We start from the raw sequence: 23,776 nt of genomic DNA, 5'->3' as shown, positions 1-23,776 counted from the left end.
CGATTTCACGGTCACCCAATCGTCGACTCAGGAGACTGGCGATCACGTCGCCCGTCCGTCCACTGCCCCGACAGGAGCCGATCATGACCAAGCGTTTCCAGCGAATCACCCCGTTCCTCTGGTTCGACTCTCAGGCCGAAGAGGCCGCCAACTACTACGCGTCGATCTTCCCCGATTCATCGGTCGGCAAGATCCTGCGCTACGACGAAGCGTCCTCGCAGGGCTCCGGCCGGCCGGTCGGCTCGGTGCTGACCGTCGATTTCAAACTCGATGGCTGCGACATGGTGGCCCTCAACGGCGGTCCGCACTTCAAGTTCAACGAAGCCGTATCGCTGATGGTCAACTGCGAGTCGCAGGACGAGGTCGAGCATTACTGGAAGCACCTCACCGCAGGCGGCGACCCGGCCGCGCAGCAGTGCGGCTGGCTGAAGGACAAGTACGGCGTGTCCTGGCAGGTGGTGCCGGTGGAGATGCTCGACCTGATCTCCGACCCGGACCCGGTTCGCGCCGGCAAGGCAATGAAAGCGATGATGCAGATGAAGAAGCTGGACGTGAACGAGATGCGCAGGGCGATGGATGCCTAGCGCCGCGCCGCCGGAACCGCGACGTAGCGCTTGCCGATCGCAGCAACAAACTCGTCGAGATCGGTGGTGCCCGTGTTGCTGAGGATCACCACCGTCAGGTCGGCATCGAGGAAGCGGTACAGCTGCGCCTGCGCGCCCATGATCTGCCCGGGCCGCTTGACCACGCGGTACGGCTTGCCGTCCACCTTGGTCGTATACGACCACACGCCGTAGCCGTAATCGTCCAGCCCCGGGGCGAACATCTTGGCGAGTGTCGCCTGCTTGAGCAGGCGACCGGCGAACAGCGCGTCGGAGAACCTGAGCACGTCGTCGACGGTGGAATACATCCCGCCGGCGGCGTACCAGTTCTCCGGATACACCGGCAGGTCGTTGGCCAGGCGCTTGAGGTCGTCGCGCATGAAATAGGTGCTGGCCAGGCCCTTGACGATGTCGGACTGGCGCAGCATCCCGCTGTCGGCCATGCCCAGCGGCTTGAGGATGCGCTCGTCGAGCACCTCGTCGAAGGGCTTGCCGCGCAACCGCTCGACGATCTTGCCGAGGATGACGTAATCGCCATTGTTGTAGTCGAACACCTTGCCCGGCTCATGCACCAGCGGCCCGCTGGAGAAGCGCGACAGGAGCTGGTCGCTGGTCCACGGATGCTGGTACGCCGGAATGCCCTCGGTGATGGCCTGCTCGGCGCTGGTCACCTTGTCCATGTTGTCGATGCCGGAGGTGTGGTTGAGCAGCTGGTGCACCGTCACCCGCTGCGCCGCCGGCCCGGCGTAGTCCGGCAGATAGGTGGCGATGGTGCGGCCGGGATCCAGCTTCTCTTCTTCGTACAGCTGCATCACCAGCGTGGCGGTGAAGAGCTTGGTGATGGACGCGATGCGGTAGCGGGTCTGCCGCGTATTGGGCACCCCGAGCGCGATGTTGGCCTCGCCGAAGCTGTGTGAATAGACCACTTCACCGCGCCGCTTCACCAACACGGTGCCGTTGAAATCGTGCTTTGCCGCGTAGTCGGCAACGAAGGCTTCCGGATCCAGCGTGCTGACCGGTGCCTGCGCTATGGCTACAGGCGACAGGAACAGCACGGAGAGCAGCAACACACGCAGGGACATCTTCATCTCGCACTCCCGTGGCGGCGGCGAGCAGCCGCCCATCGGCTTACAGGGAGACATCCAGGCGGACGATGGTTGCAGAGCAACGTCCATGGATTCCCGCCTTCGCGGGAATGACGGGTTGCCCAGGCCGAAGACCCGGCGACGAACTGCCGGAGGGGCGTCCGCCGCAGACGAAAACCTTAGCCCCGCGCCAAAGCCCGCCTGGCAAACAGCACACAAACCACGCCAAACACCATGTGCGCGACCAGGCTGGCAGTGATCGTGTCCAGATGCTCGAACGAAGGCGAGCGCCCCACCCTCGAAAGCGGCATCACCACGAAATTCATCACCACATACAACACCACGCCATACGCCGCACCGAGCGCGAGCGGATGGCGCAGCAAAGCAGGCGCCCGCCGCGCCACCAACGTATAGATCACCACGAACGACGTCGCCATCAGCACATGCAACCCCGCCCCCAACAGCGCCGACTGCAACCCGCCGTCATAGCTCGCCTTCCCCAGAACCCCCACCGCGATCGTCTGGAAAACCTTTTCGATCCCGGCTGCATCCCACGAGAACCAGACCGTGATCGCGAAGCAGATATCGCCGATGGCGATGATCAACCCACCCAACACCACCTGCAGCCAATCAACCGGGCGTTGCATATGCAAGGACATCGCAGAACTCCCCATGCGTGAAGGTTCAAAGCCCGCCAGATCGTAGGCCCAAACCGGCACCCCCGGGCCCCACCCCGACGACCGGCACCATGACTTATGACCTAGACAAAACTGTCTAGACAAACCGGTCTAGTTGGAATAACGTCCCTCCCAGCCGAACCCAGACGACCCCGCGAACCCATGACGCGCAAGCCCGCCAAGCCGCCCAAACCCACCGCCGCCGAACTCGACCTGCTGCGGTCGGTCTGGCGCCTGGGCCCGTCGACCGTGAAGGACATCCACCAGGAGCGCCTGGCCGAACGCCCCGACCTCACCTATGCCACCGTCCTGCGCCTGATGCAGATCATGCACGGCAAAGGCCTGCTGACCCGCGACGAAAGCCAGCGCTCGCACGTCTACGCCGCCGCGCATGCACGCGACGCGCTGCAGACCAACCTGCTCAAGGACCTCATCCAGAAGGCCTTCGCCGGCTCCGGCAAGGACCTCGTGCTGGCCGCACTCAGCGACCACGTCAGCGACAAGGAGCGCGAGGAGATCAAGCGCTTCCTCAAGGAGAACCCCGATGGCTGATCCCACCCTCCTCGTGCCGCTGCTCGGACGCGCACTGCTGCACTTCATCTGGCAGGGCGCCCTGATCGGCCTGGCTGCAGCGCTGGCGCTGCAACTGATGCACGCCGCGCGCCCGCAAGCGCGATATGCGGTGGCCTGCCTGGCCCTGCTCGCCTGCGTGCTGGTGCCGGCCATCCACCTGGCGATGATGCTGGCCGCAGTCGATGCCAGCGCGCCGCTGGCCGCCATCGGCGCATCGGTGTACCTGGCTGCCGTCGACGTTTCCACCACCACACTGATGTCTTGGCCGCAGCGGATCGAAGCGGCGATGCCCTGGATCGTGCTGGTCTGGTCGGCCGGTGCCTGCACCTTGTCGCTGCGCATGGCCACGGGCCTGCTGTGGATCCAGCGCCTGCGCAGCCTGCCGCAAAGCGGCGCACAGGCTGCATGGCAGGCACGACTCGACGCCCTCGCCGCGCGATTCGGCCTGCGCACACCGGTGGCATTGCGCCTGGTCGATTCGCTCGACTCACCCGCCTCGGCCGGCTGGCTGCGCCCGGTCGTGCTGCTGCCATCGGCCCTGCTGACGCGCATGCCCGTCGACCTGGTCGAAGCATTGCTGGCGCACGAACTGGCGCACATCCGCCGCCACGACTACCTGGTCAACCTGCTGCAGGGCGTGATCGAAGCGCTGCTGTTCTACCACCCGGTGACCTGGTGGCTGTCACGTCGCATCCGCATCGAGCGCGAGCACATCGCCGACCAGCTCGCCGCCGACGTCACCGGCGCGCCACGCCGCCTCGCCCTCGCCCTGTCCGAGCTGTCCGACCTCTCCCGACTCGACCGTGCGCACTGCGCACACCCGCACCTTGCCCAAGCCGCCCATGGAGGCCAGCTGATGTCCCGCATCGAACAACTCGTCCGTCCCGGCCGTCGCGCCGCCAGCGGCCGCGTCGCCTTCCCCCTGATCGGCCTGGCCGCTGCGTGCCTGGCGTTCTATGCGCACGCCCAGATCAAGAGTGAAGCCCCGGCCAAGCCCGCGGCATCGCAGCGCGCCGCTGCGCCTGCACCTGCATCGGCACCGGCACTTGCATCCAAGCCTGCGCCGACACTCTCCGGCGGCGGCCACACCCTGCAGCTGCACACCGGCAAGACCCGCGATGCCTATGCGCTGATCAGCAAGGACCGCGACGGCGTGACCATGTCCGGCTCGACCGACGACCTGCCGCGGATCGAAGCAGCCAGGCACAGCCTGCAGGGCGATTTCGTCTGGTTCCGTCGCAGCGGCAAGGCCTACGTGATCGTCGATGCGGCCACGGTGGCCAGGGCGAACGAGGCATGGCGCGACAGCGCCAAGCTGGGCGCACAGATGGAAGCCCTGGGCGACCAGATGGAAGTGCACGGCAACAAGATGGAGGCCATCGGCGCGCAGATGGAGAAGCTGAGCGAGCGCAACACGCCGAGCCCGGCGATGGATGCGGCGACGCGGAAAATGGAAGCCCTTGCCGAGCAGCAGTCCAACCTCGGTGACCGCCAGTCCAGTCTCGCCGACGACATGCACGGTGCCAGCGATGCCGAAATGGACAGGCTCTCGGCCAAGATGGACGCCCTATCGCAACAGCAGGATGCATTGGCGCGACAGATGGAAGAACAATCCAAGGTCGTGGACGCCGAGGCACGCCGCTTGGACGCCAACCAGGGACCGATGGAAGCCCTGAGCCGCCAGATGGAAGAGGCCGGCAAGCCGATGGAAGCGCTGGGTGCGCAGATGGACGTGCTCGGCAAGCAGCACGAAAAGCTCGTCGCCAAGGCCGAAGCCGAGACGCAGAAGCTGATCAGCGAAGCCATCAGCAAGGGCCTGGCCCTGCCGGCACCTGCTTACAGCGCGCAGTAACCAATGCCCAAGGGGCGGGCGACACTGCCCGCCCCTGACCGGCTTGCCGCGACACATAACGCTTTGGCATGAGCGACGCGGCCGCCAGCCCGCCGCAAACTGTCCCCTCCCCGCCCCGCGCTGCGTTGTTCATCTACAGCAGGCCGGGGGCAAGCGAGTCGTCTTGTGCCGGCATCAATCCGCACAAGGGGCTCCAGTTGATCTTCGATTACAGGAAAGCTTCGTCGCCCGCCGACGTTGAGGCCGACATCTGCATAGTCGGCGCCGGCGCGGCCGGCCTCGCCATCGCCTGGGCGTTCCTGGGCACGCGCGTGAATGTCTGCATCGTCGAAGGCGGTGGTCTCGATGCCGACGAGCGCAACCAGGCGCTGTTCGAAGGCTCCTCCGTGGGCGTGCCTGAGTTCGATCCGGGCGCGTCGCGACTTCGCGCCTTTGGCGGCACCTGCAATCTCTGGGGCCGCGGCTGCATACCGCTGGCCAACCTGGAAGCGCGCGACTGGGTGCCCGACAGCGGCTGGCCGATCGGATTCGCCGACCTGGAACCGCACTACCTCAAGGCCCGCACCTTCTGCGGCCTGGAGTCGCATGAACTCGGCGAAGACACCTTCCTCACCCCGTCGTCGCGAAAGACGCTTGCCTTCGATACCGATTCGCTGGTGCACAAGACCTTCGCCAGCAGCCCGATGATCTTCGGCGAGGCCTATCGCAGCGAGTTCGAGCGCGCCCGCAACATCACCGTGCTGCTGCACGCCAACCTGCTCGAGCTGGAGGCGCTGCCCTCCGCCGCGGCGGTCCGGCAGGCGCGCATCGGCACGCTCGACGGCCATCGCGGCGTCGTCCGCGCCCGTCACTTCGTGCTGGCCTGCGGCGGCATCGAGAACGCGCGCCTGCTGCTGTCGTCCAACTCGGTCCGGCCCGAAGGGCTGGGCAACGACCACGATCTGGTCGGCCGCTATTTCATGGACCACCCCAGCGGCAAGCTCGGCGCGCTGTACACGCGCGACCCGGAAGCGGTGATCCGTCCTTACGACCGCAACGTGCCCAAGGGCAAACCGCAGGCACATCCGGAAATCTGCCTGTCGGACGAAGCGCAGCGCCAGCACCGCATCCTCAGCGGACGCGTGCGGCCGTTCGCGTTCGAAGAACCCGTGCCCGAAGGCCTGCAGGCACTGCGTGACCTGCGCGCGATCATGCGCGCGCGCAGGCGCCACGAGAACTGGGAGATCAAGGCGCGCGTGTGCGGCCGCAAGAATGGCGAGCCCGATTACATCGCCAAGTCGCGCCCCTCCGACGACGACATCGCGTCCCTGACGCTGCGCGCCGGCCTCGGTGCCGCCGATATCGCCATGGCCTTCGGCCGCAAGCTCACCCGCAAACCCACGGTGAAGACCGAACGCGTCGACCTGGTCGGCTACTTCGAGCAGGTTCCCAACCGCGACAGCCGGATCACCCTGGGCGAAGAGCGCGACGCGCTCGGGCTGCGCAAGGTCAGCGTCGACTGGCGCCTGACCGAACTGGACCGCCACACCTATCGCACCGCCGCCAGGTTGTTCGGCACCGAAATGGCGCGCGTGAGCAACGGCGAGTTCCGGCCGGAACCGTGGCTGGACGAAGAGAACGGCGTGCCACAGGTGTTCGGCACGTCGCATCACATGGGCACCACGCGCATGGCCGATGCACCCGAGCTGGGCGTGGTCGATCGCAACTGCCAGGTGCACGGCATCGGCAACCTGCACATCGCCGGAAGCTCGGTGTTCCCGACCGGCAGCTGGGCGTTCCCGACTTTCACCATCATCGCCCTGAGCCTGCGCCTGGCCGAACAGCTGCGACAACGCCTGGAACAGGCCGCGCCGCTACTGGGGGGCTGAAACCCGATCCACTGTTCTTGTCCGGCTCGCGGCGCCGGTGTTAGCGTCGGCCCAATGGAAGGACTGACGCTCACTCAGGTGCGTGGCCCCGAACTGGTGGCGACCGCACGCGAGCTGTTCCGCGAGTACGCCGAAGCCATCGGGACCGACCTGGAGTACCAGGGATTCTCGTCCGAGCTGGCGGCGCTGCCTGCACCCTATGCGCCACCTGGCGGCGCGCTGCTGGTCGCGCGCATCGGCGATGACGTCGCCGGCTGCGTCGCATTGCGACCGCTGGATGCGACAACGGGCGAGATGAAGCGGCTCTACGTGCGTCCGGCCTTCCAGGGCATCGGGCTTGGCAGGCGCCTGGTCGAAGCCGTGATCGACGCAGCGCGCGAGGCCGGTTATCGCGAACTCCGGCTCGACACACTGGCCAGCATGGAATCGGCCCAGGCCCTGTATCGCCAACTCGGCTTCGTCGAGATCGCGCCGTACAACACCACGCACATTGCCGGCACGCGCTTTTTTTCGCTCGCGCTCGACGCTGCCTGATATGCCACCGAGACGTCCATGGCCGTGATCCCGTGCTGGCGCTGGGTTCACACCAGCCTACGAAACGCCGCCCCAGAATCCCCGCACCACGGCGGAGACAACACCATGAGCAATCCGGTTGGCTGGTTCGAGATCTATGTGCAGGACATGCCCCGCGCCCGCGCGTTCTACGAGACGGTGCTGGGGCGAAAACTGGAGCGACTGGAAAGCCCCGGCATCGAAATGTGGGCCTTCACGATGGCGCCCGACCAGCCGGGCGCCGCTGGCTCGCTGGTGCACATGGACGGCTTTCCATCCGGCGGCAACAGCACGCTGGTGTATTTCATCAGCGACGACTGCGCGGTCGAAGGCGCGCGCGTGGCTGCTGCCGGCGGCAAGGTGTTCAAGGAGAAGTTCTCGATCGGCCAGTACGGCTCCATCGTCCTGGCCCTCGACACCGAGGGCAACATGTTCGGACTTCATTCGATGAAGTGAGGCGCGCTCAACGCAGCTGGCTGTCCTTGCTGCCGCGACGGTTGTAACCGCTGTGGGCGGACTGGTCTTCGTCGTGCGCCTGCTGGCAGTCGACGCACAGGCGAACACCCGGCACCGCCTTGCGCCGCGCCTCGGGGATCTTCTTTCCGCACTCTTCGCAGTGCACCAGGCCGGGGCCCTGCGGAAGCTGGCTGCGGGCGCGCTCGATGGCGTCCTTGATGGTCGCGTCGATCTGGTCCTGAACGGCGCCGTCGCCTGCCCAACCAGTGGCCATGGGATCGTCTCCTGTGGATCGAGGGGGCGAGCATATCCCCCTCGACCTGAATTCCCGGAAACAACCCACCTGCTGCGGAGGAGCCATGGCCATCGACGAAATCGACCTGCTGGCGACACGCCTGCTCGGCGGTGCGCCCTGCCTGCCGACCGTGGCGGACGCGGTCGTCGGCGCCAGCGCCGTCCACGGCCGCGGCCTGTTCTCCACCCGTGCGCGGGACATCGGCGAAGTGCTGTGCGTGCTCGATGGCCAGGTCGTCGACGTGGCGGCATTCCCCGGCGTGATCGATGCACTGGAATGGAACGCGCTGGATCCGACCCGGCTGCTCGTGCGTGGCATCCGCACCAGCTATGGCTACATCAACCACAGTGCCGCGCCCAACGTTGCCATCGACGACGACGGGCGGACGATGCGCACCTGCGCGGCGGTCGCCGCCGGGGAAGAGTTCACGATGGACTACCTGGCCCAACCGGTCCCGGCCGGGTACCGCGACAGCGGTGAGGGGCGCCGGCTGCGCTGAGGGGCGCCCACAAGCGGAATGTGCCGATCCGAGCATGACGTTGTGCACTCACGCCAACCTGCCCCGGCAGGACTAAACTCACCCCAGCCCATCTGGCGCCTCCGGCGCGAAGGGTCTGGCCATGTTCACCTGGGTCATCGCCGCGACGCTGGCACTCGCCGCACCGGCACCCACAGTCGCCGACGCAACGCCGCCGGCACAGATCATGGCGCTGCCCGCGGAACTCAAGTCGCGCTACCAGGCGGAAGTCCTCGACGGCCACCGCACGCAGCAGGCACGGCTGGATCGCACCGTCGAATTCCTCTTCGGTGAGCAGGGCCTGGGCATGACCTACCGCGAGAGCGCGACCACGACCGTCGCCGAGGCTTATGCCACGCGGGAAGCGAACTGCCTGACCTTCACCCTGCTGTTCCTCGCGCTGGCCCACGAAGCCGGCCTCGATGCGGCGCCGCAGGAGATGGTGCAGACACTGGCCTGGCGCCAGGCGGAAGGCACGCTCTACCGAAGCAACCACGTCAACGCCGTCGTGCGGATTTCCGGACGCCAGTACAGCGTCGACGTGGCCCGCGATGCCGTGATGGGTTTCCCGCCCCAGCCGATCAGCCAGGCGCGCCTGTATGGGCACTTCTACAACAACCTCGGCATCGCCGCGATGGAACGGATGGACCTGGTCGCCGCCAAACGCGACATCGACCAGGCCATCGCGCTGGACCCCGGCTACGCCAACCACTGGAGCAACGCGGGCGTGATCGCAGTGCGCAACGGTGACACCGAAGCGGCCGACGGCTATTACGTGAAGGCGCTGTCGCTCGACCCCCACAACACCAATGCGCTGTTCAACATGGCAGGGCTGGCGCACCGCCGCGGCGACGCCAAGGGGGAAGCCGACTATCGCCGCCGGCTCGCCCGCATCCAGGAGAAGGACCCGTTCCACCACTTCCTGCTGGCGATGAACCACGAGCGTGCCGGCGAGTTCGACCTGGCCATCCGCCATTACCGCAAGGCGATCCGGCTGTTCGGCGAAGAACCCCGCTTCTACTCGGCATTGGCGCGCGCCTACGTGGGCGCTGGCGATACCCGGCGTGCCGCCAAGGCCCTGGCCCGCGCCCAGTCCCTGCGGGACGGCGACACCCGTGCCGCCAACCGGGCCAAGCTCGACAACCTGAGGCAGCTCGACAGCCTGCGGCAATAATCGCGCCGGCCCATATCCCCAACACGCGTCCCCTTCCCCACGCCCTTTGCGTTTGCCTTGTCTAACGGGGACTCAGTGTGGGGAAGACAATGGCGCATGAACTGGCATGGATGAAGAACAAGCTTCGCAGGATCGCCAACGAGAGCGCGGAGCTGCCCGGTCTGCGTGCCCTGGCCAAGCCCCTCTACCGGCGGATGTTCAGCCGCCCCTACCGTGACGGCAACGCCTACTTCGGCGTGTTCGACTCGCGCGCAGATGCGCTCGCCGCCGCTCCCTCGCTGCCAACCACCTACGACCAGCCCGGCGCCGGCGATATGTACCTCGATCGCCACAGCACCATCCGTGTCAGCGACTACCCGGTGGTGCACTGGCTGTCGCGATTGTTTGCCGACGGTCGGCACCGCATCTTCGACCTGGGCGGCCACATCGGCGTGAGCTACTACGGCTTCCGCCGCTACCTGAGCTATCCGCAGACACTGCAGTGGTGCGTCCACGACGTGCCGGCCGTGGTCGACGCCGGCCGCGCCTGGGCGGAACAGTACGACCCGGAAGGCCAGCTCCAGTTTGCCGACGCGCCCGACGCCGCCAGCGGCCACGACGTGCTGATCAGCAGCGGCGCGCTGCAGTACCTGGACTACACGCTGCCCGAGCTGCTCGCGCGACTGGAGAGCCCGCCGCCGCATGTGCTGGTCAACCTGACCCCGCTGCACCCCAATCAGGGTTACATCACCTTGCAGAACATCGGCAAGGCAGTGCTGCCGTACCGGGTGATGGCCAAGCCCGAGCTGATCGAGTCGATGGCGAAGCTGGGCTATGTCGTCGCTGACCAGTGGCAGTCGCGGGAGCGCTTCCTGAAGGTGCCGTTCGAACCCGCCTGCACGATCGATCACTACAGCGGGTTCTATTTCAAGCGGGCGTGATTTGAAGGGGCGTGATCTGAGGTGGGTGTGCGATCGTGTGTCGAATCGGGCCCCGCCCGTTCGTCGCACCATCAACACCCTGCCCCAGGAACCCGCCAGATGGCCCTGCAGCTTTACGCCCACCCGTTCTCGTCGTACTGCCAGAAGGCCCTGACCGCGCTCTACGAGAACGGCACGCCGTTCGAGTTCCGCCTGCTCGACGATCCCGAAGGCCCGGCGATGCGCGAGCTCACGCGGCTATGGCCGATGCGCCGTTTCCCCGTGCTGGTCGACGGCGACCGCTCGGTCATCGAAGCCAGTTGCATCATCGAGCACCTGGCGCTGTACCACCCCGGCCCGGTGCAGCTGGTTCCCGACGATCCCCGCGAGGCGCTGGAAGTGCGCCTGATGGACCGCTTCTTCGACAACTACGTCTCCACGCCGCAGCAGAAGATCGTCTTCGACGCGATCCGCCAGCCGCAGGATCGCGACCCCTACGGCGTTGCCGAAGCCCGCGCGATGCTCGAAACCTCCTACGCGTGGCTTGAAGACCGGATGCAGGGCCGGCAATGGGCTGCTGGCGAGCACTTCAGCCTGGCCGATTGCGGCGCGGCGCCGTTCCTGTTCTACGCCGACTGGACGCATGCGATCAGCGATGCATTTCCCACCGTTCACGCCTACCGCCGACGCCTGCTGGCACGGCCGTCGTTCGCGCGCGCAGTCGACGAGGCCCGGCCCTATCGGTCGTTCTTCCCGCTCGGTGCGCCGGATCGCGACTAAGACCCCATGTCAGTCATCGTCGTCGCAGTCGCACTCGTCCTGCTGGTCGGCCCCCTGGTGCTTGCATCGATGGGCCTGTTGCGATCACCACGCGGGGAACCTTCAACGGTTCCCGCCTGGGACCGGTCGCTGACCATCCACTCGACACTGCTCTACACCCTCGCCTTCAACCTCACCTTCTTCATCCAGGAGCTGCTCCTGGTGCTCCCGAAGGCGCTGACACCCGGACTGCAGCCGACGCTGTTCCACAACAACCACAAGTGGGTTGGCGACAACCCGCTGGCCAGCCTGTTCCAGGGCACCGGCGCACTGGCGACGGTGCTGGCAGCGTTGGTTTGCATGGGGCTGCTGCGGCATGCGCGCGGCACGACGCTGCGCCTGTTCCTGGTGTGGATGGCGTACTGCGGACTGTTCATGGCGTTGCCGCAGGTCGTCATCGGCGCGCTCAGTGGCGGCAGCGATGTCGGCATGGCGATGGACTACCTGCAGCTGGCGCCGTGGGTGAAGACGGTATCGGCGCTGGCTGCACTGCTCGCGATGCCGCTGGCGGCCATGTGGCTCGCGCGTCCGTTGCTCGGCCTTGCCGACCCACCGTCGCGCATCGCCACGCCGCGATCGCGCACCCGCTTCATGTTCCAGGTGGCGACGCTGCCGGCGATCCTGGGCACGGTGCTGGTGATCCCGTTCCGGGTACCACGCGAAGCGCTCGAGGTCGTGCTGCTGCCGGTGCTGGTTGCGTGGATTGGCGTGGCCTGGATGCAGGCCGGCGCGTGGCGCCTGGACGCCATCGAGACTCGCGGCATGGGCACGGGATCGACGCGCTGGCTGCTGTTGGCCGTCGTCGGGTTGCTGCTCGTGTTCCAGCTGCTGCTGCGGCCCGGCATTGCGTTCTACTGACCCTCAGACGGGCGGCACCGTGCGCTCTTCCCGCACGACGACGGTGCCATCGGGGCGCACATCGCGGTACACCACCCTGTCCACCGTTTCCGACGGCCGTGGCAGACGCGACTGCGCGAGCAGGTCGATGTTCTGCTGTTCGATCACCTCCAGGCTGCGCGCGATGCGGCGCAACAAACCCTTGATGCCGAACACCGCGAACGGCACCAGGATCCACAGGACGGACAGGATCAGGGCGAATATGAACACGCACGCCCACAAAAACGTGCTGCCGGTGTAGGCGGCATTGGTAACGGCACTGGGCTCCATGGCGCGACTCCAATCGGTACTGGATGAACGCGCAGTCTTGGAAGGTCGGCGTGATCCCGGCGTGGATGTATGAACGCTCGCCCCCGGCCGGCGTCATAGTCCCTACACTACGCACCCGTCCCGCCTGGCCCTCCCGTGTCCGAACCCGTCCGCCTCTCCCGCCGCGTCGCCGAACTGGCTGGCTGCTCGCGCGCCGATGCCGAGAGCTACATCGAAGGCGGCTGGGTGCTGGTCAACGGCGTGGTGATCGAGGCCCCGCAGCACATGGTGTCGGATGAGACCGTGGAGCTCGACCCCGAGGCGGTGCTCGAGCCCCCGCAACCGGCCACGATCCTGTTCCACAAACCCGTCGGCGTGGATGCGATCAGCGGTCGCACGGAAGCCGCGGGAATGGTGACGCCGGCCACGCGCTGGGCCGACGACCCGACCGGCGTGCGCCTGCTGCAACGGCACTTCATCCGGCTGACGCCGCTGGTGCCGCTCGACCGAGACGCCAGTGGCCTGATGGTGCTCACCCAGGACGGCCGCGTGTGGCGACGGCTCACCGAGGACGCCGACCAGATCGAGCACGAGTACGTCGTCGAGGTATCCGGCGAGATCGCGCCCTATGGACTGCACCGCCTCAACAACGGCGGACTGCGTTTCCAGGGCCGCGAACTGGCGCCGTGCAAGGTCAGCTGGCAGAACGAGATCCGCCTGCGTTTCGCGATCAAGGCCGCGCGCCCCGGGCAGTTGCAGGACATGTGCGCGCAGGTCGGGCTGGATGTCGTGGCGATCCGCCGCATCCGCATCGGCAAGATCCCGCTGGCGAAGATGCCGGTGGGCGCATGGCGCTACTTGCCGGTCGGCGAGAAGTTCTAGCCCTCACCGTCATCCCCGCAGCACCGTCATCCCCCCAGCACCGTCATCCCCCCAGCACCGTCATCCCCCCAGCACCGTCATCCCCCCAGCGCCGTCATCCCCCCAGCGCCGTCATCCCGGCGAACGCCGGGATCCAGGCCCGTACCCTTTCCAGCCAAAAGCAACGTCCCTGGATTCCCGCCTTCGCGGGAATGACGTCATGAAACTGACACCTTGTCGGCCTGGATCCCGGCATTCGCCGGGATGACGGCATGTCAGCCGCCGCGCACGCGCAGCGTCAGTCCCTTGAGGAAATTGCGCAGCATCTGGTCGCCGCACAGGCGGAAGTTCTTGTGCGTGCTCTGCCGGAACAGCGCCGTCAGTTCCGGCTTCGACACCGGGAATCCTGCCGCCGCAAACGTCTCGTGCATGTCGGTGTCCTTCATCTCGAAGGCCACGCGCAGCTTCTTGAGCACCACGTTGTTGTTCACCCGCTTTTCGACCGGGCGCGGCGGAAGGCTCTCGTCGCGGCCGCGCTGGTAGATCACCAGGCCGTCGAGGAAATGCGCGAGCACCTTGCCGCTGCACTCCACGTACTCCGGATCATCCTCGCGCCGCAGGAACGCCAGCACGTCGGCCTTCTCGATCGGGAACTCCGGATCGGCCAGTTTGGTGATCTCCACGACCTTGATGTCGCTCAGGTCGAGCATGTAACGGATGCTGCGCAGTACGTCGTTGTTGATCATGGTCGGGCCCTCAGTCGGCCATCTCAGCGGCTTCGCGGCCCTGCTGGCGGATCAGCGCCTCGTCGCGGGCCTCGTTGATCGCGTCGCGGACGCTGTCGAGGTCGACGCGGCGCTCGTCATACGTGAACTTGCCGGTCAGTGCGGAGTCGGTATGCAGGTCACCGGCCTCGAACAGCGCCCACATTTCCTCGCCATACCAGGTGTCGAACAACTCCGGCGCCCAGCGCCCCAGGTAGGCGGTGAGGTTGTTGACGTCGCGCAACAGCATCTGCCGGGCGGCGTTGTTGCCGGCGGCGCTGACCACCTGCGGGAAGTCGATCACCACCGGGCCTTCCGGACCGACCAGGACGTTGTACGGCGACAGGTCGCCGTGGATGAGGCCGCAGCACAGCATCAGCACCACCTGGCGCACCAGCACCGCGTGGAACTCGCGTGCCTGTTCCGGGCTCAGCTCGACCTCGCCCAGGCGCGGTGCCGAAAACCCTTCCGCATCGGTGACCAGTTCCATCACCAGCACGCCATGGAAATAGCCATGCGGCTCGGGCACGCGCACGCCCGCCTCGCGCAGCTGGTACAGCGCGTCCACCTCGGTGTTCTTCCAGGCGGTTTCCTGCTGCTTGCGGCCGTACTTGCTGGCCTTGCCAATCGCACGCGCCTCGCGGCTGCCGCGCACCTTGCGGCCTTCCTGGTACTGCACGCGCTGCTGGAAGCTACGCTGCGCCATGTCCTTGTAGACCTTCGCGCAGCGCACGTCGTCGCCGCTGCGGACCACGAACACCGCCGCTTCCTTGCCGCTCTTGAGCGGACGCAGAACCTCGTCGATCACGCCGTCGTCAATCAGCGCCTGCAGCGCGGTAGGGGTCTTCATGGAATCCGGGGAGTTGCCGCAGGTGGGGGTAGGCGCGGTGGGCCGGCATTCTCGCACGCGCGGCCCCCTCGGGCGCCCCGGGGCTGCCCGCTGGCCCTGCCCCGTTCATCCGGCAAGGTCCTATTCCGGTAACATTTCCCCGGAACCCCCCAGCTCGGACGGGAAATCCTTCAGTTTCGGTAGCCCGTCCTTCATCGGCAGCACGGTCTCGCCGTAGTTCACGTGCACCGCCGGCACGAAGGCCAGGGTGGGGATGGTCGCGGCGTAGACGTCGGTCAGGTCGAACGGCGGGTGGTGGGTCATCAGGTGGCCGCCGCAGCGGCTGCAGAACTGGCGATCGCTGGTCGGTGTCTTGGCGTAGTGGCCGATCAGTTCGGCGCCGCGGGTGACTTTGACGTTGCCCGGCTTCCACAGGGTGAAGGCGTTGACCGGCCCGGCCGACCAGCTGCGGCAGGACGAGCAGTGGCAATACCCCATCGCCTCCGGCGCCCCGCTCACCTCGATGCCGACCGCACCGCAGAAGCAGGTGCCGCTGTATGTGTCGCTCATGGCGCCTCCGGCCCGTACCCGCACACCCTCGCCAACGCGGTGCACGGGCCGGCACGGACAGGCCGTGGTTACTTGCCGCCGCCCTGCCCCGACGCCGTGGCCGCAGGCGCTACCACCACCGGCGCCGCCTTGGCCTTCGCCTCGGCTTCGGCAATGGCCGGCGTGCTGCCCAGGTTCTGCTGCAGGAAGCCGGCGATGCCGGTCCAGGCGATGTCGATGGCGACGCGATCGGAGAATCCGTGGCCCATGTCCGGGAACGCCAGCAGCACCGGCGGATGCTGCTCGAGGTTGAACATTCGCACCAGGCGACGGGTGTGCTCGAAGTCCACGCGCACATCCTCGCGGCCGTGCAGCAGCATCACCGGCAGGGTCAGTTCGTGGAAGTGGTACAGCGGCGAGGTGGCCTGCATCTCGGCCATGTCGGTGCGCGGATCGCCCATGATGCGTTCCAGCATCGGCCGCGCCTGCGCCGATCGCGCGCCGTCGCTGGCGGTGAAGAACAAGGCGCGGTCGCTCAGGCCCGACAGCGAGATCGCGCAGCGAAAGCGGCCCGGCCAGCGCACCGCCGACACCATCGCCGAGTAGCCACCGTAGCTGGCGCCCAGCGTGCACATGCGTGATTCGTCCAGCGGATACGCCGCCACTGCGGCACGGATCGCCGCGTCGATGTCGTCCTCGATCAGGCGACCGTAGTTGCGGTGCCCCGCCTCGCGGAACGCCTTGCCGTAACCGTCGGAACCGCGGTAATTGATCTGCAGGACGGCATAGCCCTGCGCCGCGACGAACTGCACCTCGCGATTGAAGGTGAGGCGGTCGCTCACGCCGATCGGACCGCCGTGCGGGAACACCACCAGCGGGCGCTTGCCGCTGCCCGGCGGCAGCGTCAGGAACGCCTCGATCGGCAGGCCATCGCTGCTCTTCACGTTGAGCAGGTGCGCCGGCGCGAAGGCCAGGTCGGTCAGCTGCGGCGCCACGTCTTCCAGCAGCGAAGCGCGCTTCTGCGCCATGTCCAGGTGATAGAGCTGCGGCGGGTGGTCGGTCGCACTCACCCACAGGATCAGCTGCTTGTTGTCGCGGTTTCGATCCAGCACGGCAACCGTGCGCCCGGGGAACGCCGCCTGCAGCGTCTGGTTGAGCTTGCGGTTGGCTTCGTCGAAGTACTCGGTGACCAGGCGACCGGCCTGGTAGTAGCGCGCCGCCACCGGCTCGCGCTGCTCGTTGAAGATCGCGCTGCGGATGTCGATGCCCGGCTTGCTGAAGACCGTGCGCGATACCTTGCGCGTGGCAGGATCGAACGCCACCAGGTCACGCTGGGCGCGCTCGTCATCGGTGAAGCCGTAGATGGTGTTGCCATCGAACGACAGGCCCGCGGGCGTGAAGCCGCCCTCGGCCTGGGAGCGCAACACTTCCTGGTACACGCCGTCGCGGCCGTGCACCAGCGTGACGGTTTCGTCGCGGATGACCACCGCCGCGCGCAGCTGGCCGTTGCCGTCGGCATACCAGCCGATGTCCTTGCTGACGCCGACGTTGAGGCGATCACGGCTCTTGGCGGTGCGGAAGCCGGAGATCTCCTTGTCACCCACCAGTTCGACCCGGTGCACGACCAGCTCGCCGCGGCTGTCGAAACCCTCCATCAGGATGAAGTTGGCCTCGCCCGGCAGCAGGTCGACGATGTTGCCGGTGCCGCCGATCGGCAGGCGCTTGAAGCTGCGCTTGCCGTTGTCGCTGCCACCCACGCGGTACACGGTGTAACTCGTTCCGTCGTCGTCGGCGGTGATCAGCGTGCGGCTGTCCTTCCACATCAGTTCGTCGACTGCGGCGGTCGATGTCACCAGTCGCTGCACCTGGCCTTCGACCAGGTCGATCAGGTTGATCCCCCACTTGCCGTCTTCATCGCGGACGGTCTCGGCGAGCAGGTCACCGGCAGGATTGAGGGACACCTCCGCCACGCGGTCAGGCTTCCACATCACCTCGGCCGCAATCGGCACGGCAATGGGCTTGGGCGGCTCGCGCCCGTCATTGAGCTTGTCCGACGGCGTGCTGTTGCCGGCGCGCGCGGCGCGATAGAACTCCGGGAAGGGATCCGGGTACAGGCCGGAGTACTCGAACTTCATGCGCGCATACAGCGCGGCGTGATCCTTCTCCAGCCAGTCGAGGATCGGCAGCGAGCGGTTGGCGATGTGGAAATCCGTCGACGACCAGCTCGTCGGGCGGAGGATCAGGTCGCCCGGGTAGACGATCTTGCCTGCGGTGACTTTGAACCGGTACTCGTCGGACGTGAGGGTGTAGCGCATCCGCTGCCCGGTCCAGCTGACCAGGTCCATCTCGGCCCAGCGGTAGTTGCCGGCCTTGGCGGCATACAGGGTGACGTTGCGACCTGGGCGCTGGTTGTTGAGAACCGCGGCAACGCCGTCGTCATCGCGCACCCGCACGGCCGCAATCGTGGCGCTGGCATCGACCGACAGCACCAGCAGGCCTTCATCGGCAGCCAGCTTCGGGTCCTCGCCCGGATCGATCTTGCGCATCGCGGCGCAGTCCAGCGCCAGCAGCAACAGTGCCAGGGCGAGCAGCGCCCGCCATTTCCCGCTCAGTCCAGTACGTGCCATGTGTTCCCCCTGCCGGTAACGCTATAGCAACCGGCGGGGGAAGTCAGCGGGGATGGGATTTTGTCTCAGTTTCGAGGCGACGCTTTACGCCGCCGGGTGCGCCAGCGCGTAATCGATCGCCGCGCAAACCGCGGCCGCCTGCGCGGCGTTGCACTGCCCGGGCGTGGCGCGCGGGCTGTCCGGGTAGACCTCGGTGGTGGTCTTGTAGCGCGCGTCCGTGATGCCCGCGCACAGGCCGAGCTTGCGCAGCGGGTATTCGATGACGCCGTGCGCGACCACGGTCGAACCGATGATCTCGCCCTTGTCGTCGGCCGGCGCGATGTGGGTGACCTTCTCCACCGCCGCAATCACCGCCTGCTGGAAGCCCGGCTGCGGTGCCTCGCTGTCGTCGACCAGGTAGAAGCCATCGGGGATCTCGCCCGGCTCGTACGGCTTGCCATCGCGCGCCGCCAGGGCCGGACGGAACTCGGACTCGTCGCTGTCGGTGGTTTCGTGCAGGTCGATGTGCACAAGCACGCTGTCGCGCACCGGCGCCACCAGCTGCATCAACGCCGCGGATTCATGGGCCGGGCTGTCCTCGCGGAACGAGCGATTGGGATCGATCGCATTGGCGTTCCAGCGATGGATACGCTCATAGGCCCAGGGGCTGATGCATGGCGCGACCAGCAGGTTGACCTTGCCCGCGTAGCCCGCGGCATGCAGGTCGACGAACTCAAGTGCGCCGTGCACGCCGCTGGTTTCGTAACCGTGCACGCCACCGGTGACCAGCACGGTGGGCAGCTGCTCGTTCCAGTCACGGCTCTTGATGGCCAGCAGCGGATAGCTGTCTGCGCCGTAGTTCAGCTCGCCGTACGGCACCACGTCGAAGCGCGACCCCAGGCCTTCGATCTTGCCGCGCACTTCAGCATCGAAGCTGCGATGGCGAACCTGCCGCGACAGCCATTCGGCCCGCTCCGCCTCGCCCCAGGGTTGCCCGGGAATGCCGATGGGATAGAAGGCCTGGACAGTCATGCGCAGCTCGCTGGGGGATCACGAAGGGGGCCGCAACTTTAACACTGCTCCTACATCCGCCCTCCCGCTTCACTCCCCTCTCTCCGCACCTCACGCCCCCTTTACCCCGCAAGGGAGCTAATGACGCGCCGCCCCCGATTGCGGCCCTTCCGGGCCCGACAACCGGCCGATCGGGCTCCCGACGCGGGCCCTGCGGAACCGGCGGCATTCAAGGCAAGGACGGTGGTTTGGCGTCAGGCGTACATCCAACCCAAAGGGAATGACCATGAAGACCAGCAAGCCGCAAAAACACCTGATGCTCGCCACCGCCCTGGTGACCATCCTTGCCGCCACCTCGGCGTTCGCAGCCGACGGCGACAAGAGCAAGATCAAGGGCCTGATCACCGCCGTCAACGGCAACACCCTCACCGTCAAGGACGGCAATAACGCCGAGCAGACCATCACCGTCTCGCCCGACACCAAGCTGAAGAAGACCAAGGGCCTGACCGGCGTGATCCATTCCAAGGTCGAGCCCGGCGCACTGATCCCCGGCCTGCCGATCAGCGCCGACGTCACTGCCGCCGGCACCGGCTTCAACGCCACCGAGATCTCGTTCAAGTCCGAAGACTTCAAGACCGCGCAGCAGGTGCAGGCCGGCGTAGCCCCGACCAGCGCCCTGGCCAACGCCAACGCACAGCGCATCGACGACTTCGGCACATACGAAGCCCTCGCCACCGCCGAGGTTCTGTTCGCCTCCGGCAGCACGAAGATCTCGCCGAAAGGCAAGGCAGATCTCGATGCCCTCGCCGCCAAGGCCAAGGAGACCAAGAACTACCAGATCGTGATGCAGGGCTTCACTGACTCGACCGGCAACCCGGAAGCGAACCAGCGCCTGAGCACCGCGCGCGGCGCCGCAGTCGCCAACTACCTGCGCCAGCAGGGCGGCCTGCAGCCCGGCCGCGTCCGCGCACCGGCCGGCATGGGCGTTGCGACGGACGCAGGCTCCGGCAGCAACGCCAACGCCCGCAAGGTCGACGTAAAGCTGGTGGTAGACAAAGGCGTCCAAGGCGGCACCAAGTAACCGCCCCCACCGTAGCCCGGGTAAGCAAAGCGCACCCGGGACCACGCCCCCAAACCGCCCGCCGAAAAGCGGGCGGTTTTTTTTACGACGCATCACCCCCGCAGTCATCAACAGCACAACCGCCCCAACCCGCCGTTTAGATTTCTGCAACCGAACTTATGCGCCGGATTTACGGCCATCGCGGCTTAATGGTGTGCGATGCATGTCGAGCATCGTCATTCCCAGGAGCACGAGAGATGGCAACCACCAACCCCACTCCCCGCGGCTACCACAGCATCACCCCTTCGGTAGTGGTGAACGACGCCGCCAAGGCGCTCGAGTTCTACCACAACGCCTTCGACGCCAAAGAAACCTATCGCCTGCCGATGAACGGCAAGATCGGCCACGCCGAACTGCAGATCGGCGACTCCCGCCTGATGCTCTCGGACGAATGGCCCGAATGGGACGCCCTCGGCCCGAAGACGCGCGGCGGCGCGACCGGCAGCTTCATGATCTATGTGCCCGATGCCGATGCCGCGGTGGAGAAAGCAGTGAAGGCCGGCGCCAAAGTGATCCAGCCGGTCGAGAATCAATTCTGGGGCGACCGTGTCGGCACGGTCGAAGATCCGTTCGGCCACAAGTGGATGCTGGGCACCCACGTCGAAGACATCAGCGACGATGAGATGAAGCGTCGAGGGGAGGAATGGGTGAAGGAGCACGCGAAGCAGTAGTTCTCAACAAGCAAGAGCCCTCTCCTCATTGCTGGAGAGGGCTTGGATCAACTCCGCTATCTGAAGCTGGAAAAGACTACTGCAGTCCAAGCCAACGGGGTACCGCCTTCCCTGCACTTTCCAACTGGTCCGAGCGCATGACGCAAAAGGCGGCACCGCAAAGGGACAGGAATGCGTACGCCCAGCAATTAAACCTAACCAGCGCGCCGAACTGCCCAGCAGAGCCCAGCCAGATGCATACAAGCGCCGAACCTGCCAGCGCGGCGTATGAGAGGTTCAGAACTCTGACCTCATTCCTGCGCCTTCGCGCCGAACTGTGGCGCTCCAACTTCCAATGAAGCTGCTTGGTTTCATCGTCCATATCGAGCAGAGGCCATGCAGCTGACACTTCGCACAAAGCACGACCCGCCTGAGATGATGTAAGAAGTGACCGAATCAACGAAGCTGGCAGATACTCTCCGAACAAGTGCCGAACGGCAACTTCGATCCACGCATCATCTCTTTCGGCCGCCCGACTCCACAGCTCGAGGAAGTCCTTTCGATCGGCGCTCACGGACCTACGCATACTGAAGACCGCCCTGATCAACGCAACGCCCGCGGCGATCAATACGAGGGGAACGATGAAACGCCCTTCTGCCACATCAAACAGCTTCTCGATCACAGCTCTTCCCTCATCCATGATTCTGCTTCATCAAGTTCGCTTCCCAAAGGAGCCCGCCCACTCCACAGAACTCTCTCTTAGGCCGAGTCGAGCTTCAGGCTCTCTTTCACCCCCCCTGGCATACCTTTCAGGATGAATGCCTTCGAGGTCGACTCAAAGAATCGCCAGTACTCGAAAGCAACGCAACACAGAAACGAGTCTTGCGCCAAGCTCACTGCATCACTGAAGTGCGAAACAACTTCACGAGCAGCTCGCGGATCAAAAGAGATCGAGGTGATGCCTCCGGGGCTCGACCAGACGCCAGGAATTTGCCCATGAACGATCGCAGACGTTCGCGAGTACCAGCTATTGAGACGCGAAACAAAGCCGAGGCAACCTTGGCGAACAGAAAACTCCGGGGTGTGCAGCTTATGAAAATCCAGAATCTCTGCCTTGGTAACGTAAAAAGCACTATCTCTAACCTGGGTCGCTAGCTCCATTGGGTGCGACTTGAAGTAGGTGTAATAGAGCGCACACTCAACCATGGACCTCATTGAAGCTGCAGCCGGCTTATACAGTCCCAAGCCTATTAGGCAAGCTGCATTGTGCCCAGCATGCTGCATCTCCCTTATGAACACCGTAGCCGCAGACTTGGAGTCCATTTGCTCGAGCTGACCAGCCCATACCGCCAGGCGATAGCTACCCTGTTCTATCTCGGACACGAGATCAACTTCAGCTGACAACGAATGAATGTTCTTGGACCAATCAACTGCATTCAGCGCAGCAATAAGCTGACTACTCATATCCCCCACCTGTCTTGCGATCAATTCCACCAAGATAGGGGTCTTGAGTAATTTCCACGCCTAGTAGCGAGAGCATGGCAACGGCCTCCTCTGGAGATGCCCTGCCCAGAAAACTCTCTACTAGCTGCCTCACGGTTTGCTTAGACGGATCAAGGCCTTTCGAAGCACGACGAGAAACCGCGCTAAGAATCCCGAAGAGATTACTCTTAGAAATTCGGTCCGATTGCACCTTGTTGACCGCCATCTCGATAAGCGCCGAACCGCTAACTACTTCAGGGGAATCGAAATCCAGCCTCGCCTGCTTCTGGAACGAATAGTCCAGCGAGTCCGCAAACTCCCAGAGCCCCTTCTGTAACAAATGCACAAAGTCGGAATTCGAGGACAGGAGCTCAACAAACTTTCGAAGGTCCCTCGAAGACAACCTTGAACCCACGATTGCTGCATATATCGCCCTGTAGAGCCGCTCGTTAGAACTGTTCATACCCCAATCCTTTGTGCAAATTCCGCTGCGACAGCAGCAAGGTTACGCGAAGCTTCGGTGCTGTAAGGCTTTGAGCTATACCAAACAAAGCCCTTTCCCTCCTCAGGGTCAGCGAAAGCCGAATACTTCTTCAAAGTATTGTCCATACAAAGATCGGCATATCTTGGATTCGTCCTTATTGCAACCTCCTCACTCAAGTGCCCTATTCGGGGAACTCGATTGAACAAGATGTGCGCGGTAGGCCCAACGGCCCCATGCTTCTTTGATTTAATGAAATCCAGCATTAGCCCAATGCCGCGAACCGCGTAGCGCTCCGGCGCCACAGGAATCAGCACGTGATCCGAATTGGACAATGCTGTCTTTGTCATAAGGGATCCAGCCGGATGACAATCGATAAGTACAACATCGTAGTCACGCCTCGCTTCGGCAATGAACTTGGCAAACCGCTCTTCAATCACATCGACCTGACTATCCGTTCTGCCCAATGCCACGTACATCAGGTCCAGAGTTGAGGGAACGATGTCGAGTTGACTGCCCGATCGATACTTGCCAACGTTATGAACCAGGGAGCTCAAAGGCGGGGGCATGGCCGACCCAGGCAGCTGGAGCTTGTATGGATCCAGCACCACTCCACTATCCTGCAGGACAGCGATTACGGTCTTCCGTTGCGCTTCCAACCCAAAGTAGTTCTTCGCGGGAATGTAGCACTGGGACAGATTGAACTGGGGGTCATAGTCGATCAGTAGAACCTTCCGAGGCCTAGGGACGCTCCCGAACCGGTACACAGCTAGGGCGCCACCGATGTGTGCCGATACTGTCGTCTTACCTACCCCGCCCTTCATATTCATTACGGTTACTACGCGTGACATCTAACTCTCCCCTGAGTAAGCGTGCAGTTGACCAATGATGTTGCGGGCTAGCGCCCC

General features: G+C 65.2%; 27 protein-coding genes. 14 read left to right on the top strand and 13 right to left on the bottom strand.

What is annotated here, in order from left to right; translation table 11 throughout:
* The first annotated feature begins 83 nt into the window (after positions 1-83).
* Positions 84-584 carry a VOC family protein gene (locus ACFOPO_RS04185; protein ID WP_386701138.1) on the top strand — a complete coding sequence of 167 codons (501 nt, stop codon included), beginning with the start codon at positions 84-86 and terminating at the stop codon, positions 582-584.
* Here ACFOPO_RS04185 and ACFOPO_RS04180 read toward each other — a convergent pair.
* Together ACFOPO_RS04180 and ACFOPO_RS04175 are read right to left on the bottom strand one after the other, a co-directional pair.
* Positions 581-1,690 carry a serine hydrolase domain-containing protein gene (locus tag ACFOPO_RS04180; protein WP_386701136.1) on the bottom strand — a complete coding sequence of 370 codons (1,110 nt, stop codon included), beginning with the start codon at positions 1,688-1,690 and terminating at the stop codon, positions 581-583. The two genes, ACFOPO_RS04185 and ACFOPO_RS04180, sit on opposite strands and share 4 nt — an antisense overlap.
* Before the next feature lie 176 nt (positions 1,691-1,866).
* On the bottom strand, positions 1,867-2,346 hold the full coding sequence (locus ACFOPO_RS04175) for a hypothetical protein (RefSeq protein WP_386701134.1): 480 nt from the start codon (positions 2,344-2,346) through the stop codon (positions 1,867-1,869).
* Between the two features lie 180 nt (positions 2,347-2,526).
* On the opposite strand from ACFOPO_RS04175, the gene ACFOPO_RS04170 reads away from it, so the two are divergent.
* From ACFOPO_RS04170 to ACFOPO_RS04150, 5 genes are all read left to right on the top strand, one after another.
* Complete coding sequence (locus tag ACFOPO_RS04170; protein ID WP_386701132.1) at positions 2,527-2,916, top strand: BlaI/MecI/CopY family transcriptional regulator; 390 nt, start codon at positions 2,527-2,529, stop codon at positions 2,914-2,916.
* Positions 2,909-4,789, top strand: a complete 1,881-nt coding sequence (locus ACFOPO_RS04165) for a M56 family metallopeptidase (protein WP_386701130.1) — start codon at positions 2,909-2,911, stop codon at positions 4,787-4,789. The genes ACFOPO_RS04170 and ACFOPO_RS04165 overlap by 8 nt, the downstream gene beginning before the upstream one ends.
* Before the next feature lie 197 nt (positions 4,790-4,986).
* Positions 4,987-6,657, top strand: a complete 1,671-nt coding sequence (locus ACFOPO_RS04160) for a GMC family oxidoreductase (protein WP_386701128.1) — start codon at positions 4,987-4,989, stop codon at positions 6,655-6,657.
* A 54-nt stretch (positions 6,658-6,711) separates the two neighbouring features.
* A complete protein-coding gene (locus ACFOPO_RS04155) occupies positions 6,712-7,191 on the top strand; it encodes a GNAT family N-acetyltransferase (RefSeq protein ID WP_386701125.1) in 480 nt (159 codons plus the stop codon).
* Between the two features lie 105 nt (positions 7,192-7,296).
* On the top strand, positions 7,297-7,665 hold the full coding sequence (locus ACFOPO_RS04150) for a VOC family protein (RefSeq protein ID WP_386701123.1): 369 nt from the start codon (positions 7,297-7,299) through the stop codon (positions 7,663-7,665).
* Positions 7,666-7,672: 7 nt separating this feature from the next.
* Here the strand turns inward: ACFOPO_RS04150 and ACFOPO_RS04145 are convergent, their stop codons facing one another.
* The gene (locus ACFOPO_RS04145) at positions 7,673-7,939 is read right to left on the bottom strand and encodes a DksA/TraR family C4-type zinc finger protein (protein ID WP_200605624.1); all 267 of its coding nucleotides are present in this window, start codon (positions 7,937-7,939) and stop codon (positions 7,673-7,675) included.
* A gap of 85 nt (positions 7,940-8,024) precedes the next feature.
* On the opposite strand from ACFOPO_RS04145, the gene ACFOPO_RS04140 reads away from it, so the two are divergent.
* The 5 genes from ACFOPO_RS04140 (at position 8,025) to ACFOPO_RS04120 (ending at position 12,227) form a co-directional block, all read left to right on the top strand.
* Positions 8,025-8,459 carry an SET domain-containing protein-lysine N-methyltransferase gene (locus ACFOPO_RS04140; RefSeq protein ID WP_386701121.1) on the top strand — a complete coding sequence of 145 codons (435 nt, stop codon included), beginning with the start codon at positions 8,025-8,027 and terminating at the stop codon, positions 8,457-8,459.
* A gap of 121 nt (positions 8,460-8,580) precedes the next feature.
* Positions 8,581-9,651, top strand: coding sequence for a tetratricopeptide repeat protein (locus ACFOPO_RS04135; RefSeq protein ID WP_386701119.1), 1,071 nt, complete (start codon positions 8,581-8,583; stop codon positions 9,649-9,651).
* Positions 9,652-9,761: 110 nt separating this feature from the next.
* Complete coding sequence (locus tag ACFOPO_RS04130; protein ID WP_386701117.1) at positions 9,762-10,571, top strand: TIGR04325 family methyltransferase; 810 nt, start codon at positions 9,762-9,764, stop codon at positions 10,569-10,571.
* A 99-nt stretch (positions 10,572-10,670) separates the two neighbouring features.
* Entirely contained in the window at positions 10,671-11,330 is a 660-nt protein-coding gene (locus ACFOPO_RS04125; protein WP_386701115.1) for a glutathione S-transferase family protein, read from the top strand.
* 6 nt (positions 11,331-11,336) lie between these two features.
* Complete coding sequence (locus ACFOPO_RS04120; protein ID WP_386701113.1) at positions 11,337-12,227, top strand: hypothetical protein; 891 nt, start codon at positions 11,337-11,339, stop codon at positions 12,225-12,227.
* Positions 12,228-12,230: 3 nt separating this feature from the next.
* On the opposite strand, the gene ACFOPO_RS04115 is transcribed toward ACFOPO_RS04120, so the two are convergent.
* On the bottom strand, positions 12,231-12,536 hold the full coding sequence (locus ACFOPO_RS04115; protein ID WP_386701111.1) for a hypothetical protein: 306 nt from the start codon (positions 12,534-12,536) through the stop codon (positions 12,231-12,233).
* A gap of 135 nt (positions 12,537-12,671) precedes the next feature.
* On the opposite strand from ACFOPO_RS04115, the gene ACFOPO_RS04110 reads away from it, so the two are divergent.
* Positions 12,672-13,397, top strand: a complete 726-nt coding sequence (locus ACFOPO_RS04110) for an rRNA pseudouridine synthase (RefSeq protein ID WP_386701109.1) — start codon at positions 12,672-12,674, stop codon at positions 13,395-13,397.
* Between the two features lie 254 nt (positions 13,398-13,651).
* Here the strand turns inward: ACFOPO_RS04110 and ACFOPO_RS04105 are convergent, their stop codons facing one another.
* The 5 genes from ACFOPO_RS04105 to ACFOPO_RS04085 form a co-directional block, all read right to left on the bottom strand.
* Positions 13,652-14,122: a DUF1456 family protein gene (locus tag ACFOPO_RS04105; protein WP_386701106.1), complete on the bottom strand. Its 471-nt coding sequence runs from the start codon at positions 14,120-14,122 to the stop codon at positions 13,652-13,654.
* Between the two features lie 10 nt (positions 14,123-14,132).
* Positions 14,133-14,990 carry a PA4780 family RIO1-like protein kinase gene (locus tag ACFOPO_RS04100; protein WP_386701104.1) on the bottom strand — a complete coding sequence of 286 codons (858 nt, stop codon included), beginning with the start codon at positions 14,988-14,990 and terminating at the stop codon, positions 14,133-14,135.
* Between the two features lie 120 nt (positions 14,991-15,110).
* The gene (locus ACFOPO_RS04095) at positions 15,111-15,539 is read right to left on the bottom strand and encodes a GFA family protein (RefSeq protein WP_386701101.1); all 429 of its coding nucleotides are present in this window, start codon (positions 15,537-15,539) and stop codon (positions 15,111-15,113) included.
* Positions 15,540-15,607: 68 nt separating this feature from the next.
* Positions 15,608-18,145 carry an alpha/beta hydrolase family protein gene (locus ACFOPO_RS04090; RefSeq protein WP_386701099.1) on the bottom strand — a complete coding sequence of 846 codons (2,538 nt, stop codon included), beginning with the start codon at positions 18,143-18,145 and terminating at the stop codon, positions 15,608-15,610.
* A gap of 84 nt (positions 18,146-18,229) precedes the next feature.
* On the bottom strand, positions 18,230-19,156 hold the full coding sequence (locus ACFOPO_RS04085; protein ID WP_386701097.1) for a M14 family metallocarboxypeptidase: 927 nt from the start codon (positions 19,154-19,156) through the stop codon (positions 18,230-18,232).
* Positions 19,157-19,421: 265 nt separating this feature from the next.
* Between ACFOPO_RS04085 and ACFOPO_RS04080 the strand changes: the two genes are divergently transcribed.
* Together ACFOPO_RS04080 and ACFOPO_RS04075 are read left to right on the top strand one after the other, a co-directional pair.
* Entirely contained in the window at positions 19,422-20,216 is a 795-nt protein-coding gene (locus ACFOPO_RS04080) for an OmpA family protein (RefSeq protein ID WP_386701095.1), read from the top strand.
* Positions 20,217-20,452: 236 nt separating this feature from the next.
* Positions 20,453-20,926, top strand: a complete 474-nt coding sequence (locus ACFOPO_RS04075; protein WP_386701093.1) for a VOC family protein — start codon at positions 20,453-20,455, stop codon at positions 20,924-20,926.
* A 76-nt stretch (positions 20,927-21,002) separates the two neighbouring features.
* On the opposite strand, the gene ACFOPO_RS04070 is transcribed toward ACFOPO_RS04075, so the two are convergent.
* The 4 genes from ACFOPO_RS04070 to ACFOPO_RS04055 are packed head-to-tail and all read right to left on the bottom strand — an operon-like array spanning position 21,003 to position 23,719.
* Positions 21,003-21,605, bottom strand: coding sequence for a hypothetical protein (locus ACFOPO_RS04070; protein ID WP_386701091.1), 603 nt, complete (start codon positions 21,603-21,605; stop codon positions 21,003-21,005).
* Between the two features lie 59 nt (positions 21,606-21,664).
* A complete protein-coding gene (locus ACFOPO_RS04065) occupies positions 21,665-22,369 on the bottom strand; it encodes a hypothetical protein (protein ID WP_386701089.1) in 705 nt (234 codons plus the stop codon).
* Complete coding sequence (locus tag ACFOPO_RS04060) at positions 22,362-22,850, bottom strand: hypothetical protein (protein ID WP_386701087.1); 489 nt, start codon at positions 22,848-22,850, stop codon at positions 22,362-22,364. Before ACFOPO_RS04060 ends, ACFOPO_RS04065 begins: the two co-directional genes overlap by 8 nt.
* Positions 22,847-23,719, bottom strand: a complete 873-nt coding sequence (locus ACFOPO_RS04055; protein WP_386701085.1) for a ParA family protein — start codon at positions 23,717-23,719, stop codon at positions 22,847-22,849. Before ACFOPO_RS04055 ends, ACFOPO_RS04060 begins: the two co-directional genes overlap by 4 nt.
* Positions 23,720-23,776: the final 57 nt, after the last annotated feature.

It is taken from the genome of Lysobacter sp. GCM10012299 (assembly GCF_042649405.1).
Classification (GTDB): domain Bacteria; phylum Pseudomonadota; class Gammaproteobacteria; order Xanthomonadales; family Xanthomonadaceae; genus Lysobacter_J.
Note: the sequence above shows the minus strand (reverse complement) of the source record. Positions and strands in the feature narration are given on the sequence as shown.

Excerpts from the sequence above, each read along its gene's own strand:
- ACFOPO_RS04185 (WP_386701138.1), top strand. The coding sequence starts at position 84 with ATGACCAAGCGTTTCCAGCGAATCACCCCGTTCCTCTGGTTCGACTCT.
- ACFOPO_RS04180 (WP_386701136.1), bottom strand. The coding sequence starts at position 1,690 with ATGAAGATGTCCCTGCGTGTGTTGCTGCTCTCCGTGCTGTTCCTGTCG.
- ACFOPO_RS04175 (WP_386701134.1), bottom strand. The coding sequence starts at position 2,346 with ATGTCCTTGCATATGCAACGCCCGGTTGATTGGCTGCAGGTGGTGTTG.
- ACFOPO_RS04170 (WP_386701132.1), top strand. The coding sequence starts at position 2,527 with ATGACGCGCAAGCCCGCCAAGCCGCCCAAACCCACCGCCGCCGAACTC.
- ACFOPO_RS04165 (WP_386701130.1), top strand. The coding sequence starts at position 2,909 with ATGGCTGATCCCACCCTCCTCGTGCCGCTGCTCGGACGCGCACTGCTG.
- ACFOPO_RS04155 (WP_386701125.1), top strand. The coding sequence starts at position 6,712 with ATGGAAGGACTGACGCTCACTCAGGTGCGTGGCCCCGAACTGGTGGCG.
- ACFOPO_RS04150 (WP_386701123.1), top strand. The coding sequence starts at position 7,297 with ATGAGCAATCCGGTTGGCTGGTTCGAGATCTATGTGCAGGACATGCCC.
- ACFOPO_RS04145 (WP_200605624.1), bottom strand. The coding sequence starts at position 7,939 with ATGGCCACTGGTTGGGCAGGCGACGGCGCCGTTCAGGACCAGATCGAC.
- ACFOPO_RS04140 (WP_386701121.1), top strand. The coding sequence starts at position 8,025 with ATGGCCATCGACGAAATCGACCTGCTGGCGACACGCCTGCTCGGCGGT.
- ACFOPO_RS04135 (WP_386701119.1), top strand. The coding sequence starts at position 8,581 with ATGTTCACCTGGGTCATCGCCGCGACGCTGGCACTCGCCGCACCGGCA.
- ACFOPO_RS04130 (WP_386701117.1), top strand. The coding sequence starts at position 9,762 with ATGAAGAACAAGCTTCGCAGGATCGCCAACGAGAGCGCGGAGCTGCCC.
- ACFOPO_RS04125 (WP_386701115.1), top strand. The coding sequence starts at position 10,671 with ATGGCCCTGCAGCTTTACGCCCACCCGTTCTCGTCGTACTGCCAGAAG.
- ACFOPO_RS04120 (WP_386701113.1), top strand. The coding sequence starts at position 11,337 with ATGTCAGTCATCGTCGTCGCAGTCGCACTCGTCCTGCTGGTCGGCCCC.
- ACFOPO_RS04115 (WP_386701111.1), bottom strand. The coding sequence starts at position 12,536 with ATGGAGCCCAGTGCCGTTACCAATGCCGCCTACACCGGCAGCACGTTT.
- ACFOPO_RS04105 (WP_386701106.1), bottom strand. The coding sequence starts at position 14,122 with ATGATCAACAACGACGTACTGCGCAGCATCCGTTACATGCTCGACCTG.
- ACFOPO_RS04100 (WP_386701104.1), bottom strand. The coding sequence starts at position 14,990 with ATGAAGACCCCTACCGCGCTGCAGGCGCTGATTGACGACGGCGTGATC.
- ACFOPO_RS04095 (WP_386701101.1), bottom strand. The coding sequence starts at position 15,539 with ATGAGCGACACATACAGCGGCACCTGCTTCTGCGGTGCGGTCGGCATC.
- ACFOPO_RS04090 (WP_386701099.1), bottom strand. The coding sequence starts at position 18,145 with ATGGCACGTACTGGACTGAGCGGGAAATGGCGGGCGCTGCTCGCCCTG.
- ACFOPO_RS04085 (WP_386701097.1), bottom strand. The coding sequence starts at position 19,156 with ATGACTGTCCAGGCCTTCTATCCCATCGGCATTCCCGGGCAACCCTGG.
- ACFOPO_RS04080 (WP_386701095.1), top strand. The coding sequence starts at position 19,422 with ATGAAGACCAGCAAGCCGCAAAAACACCTGATGCTCGCCACCGCCCTG.
- ACFOPO_RS04075 (WP_386701093.1), top strand. The coding sequence starts at position 20,453 with ATGGCAACCACCAACCCCACTCCCCGCGGCTACCACAGCATCACCCCT.
- ACFOPO_RS04070 (WP_386701091.1), bottom strand. The coding sequence starts at position 21,605 with ATGGATGAGGGAAGAGCTGTGATCGAGAAGCTGTTTGATGTGGCAGAA.
- ACFOPO_RS04065 (WP_386701089.1), bottom strand. The coding sequence starts at position 22,369 with ATGAGTAGTCAGCTTATTGCTGCGCTGAATGCAGTTGATTGGTCCAAG.
- ACFOPO_RS04060 (WP_386701087.1), bottom strand. The coding sequence starts at position 22,850 with ATGAACAGTTCTAACGAGCGGCTCTACAGGGCGATATATGCAGCAATC.
- ACFOPO_RS04055 (WP_386701085.1), bottom strand. The coding sequence starts at position 23,719 with ATGTCACGCGTAGTAACCGTAATGAATATGAAGGGCGGGGTAGGTAAG.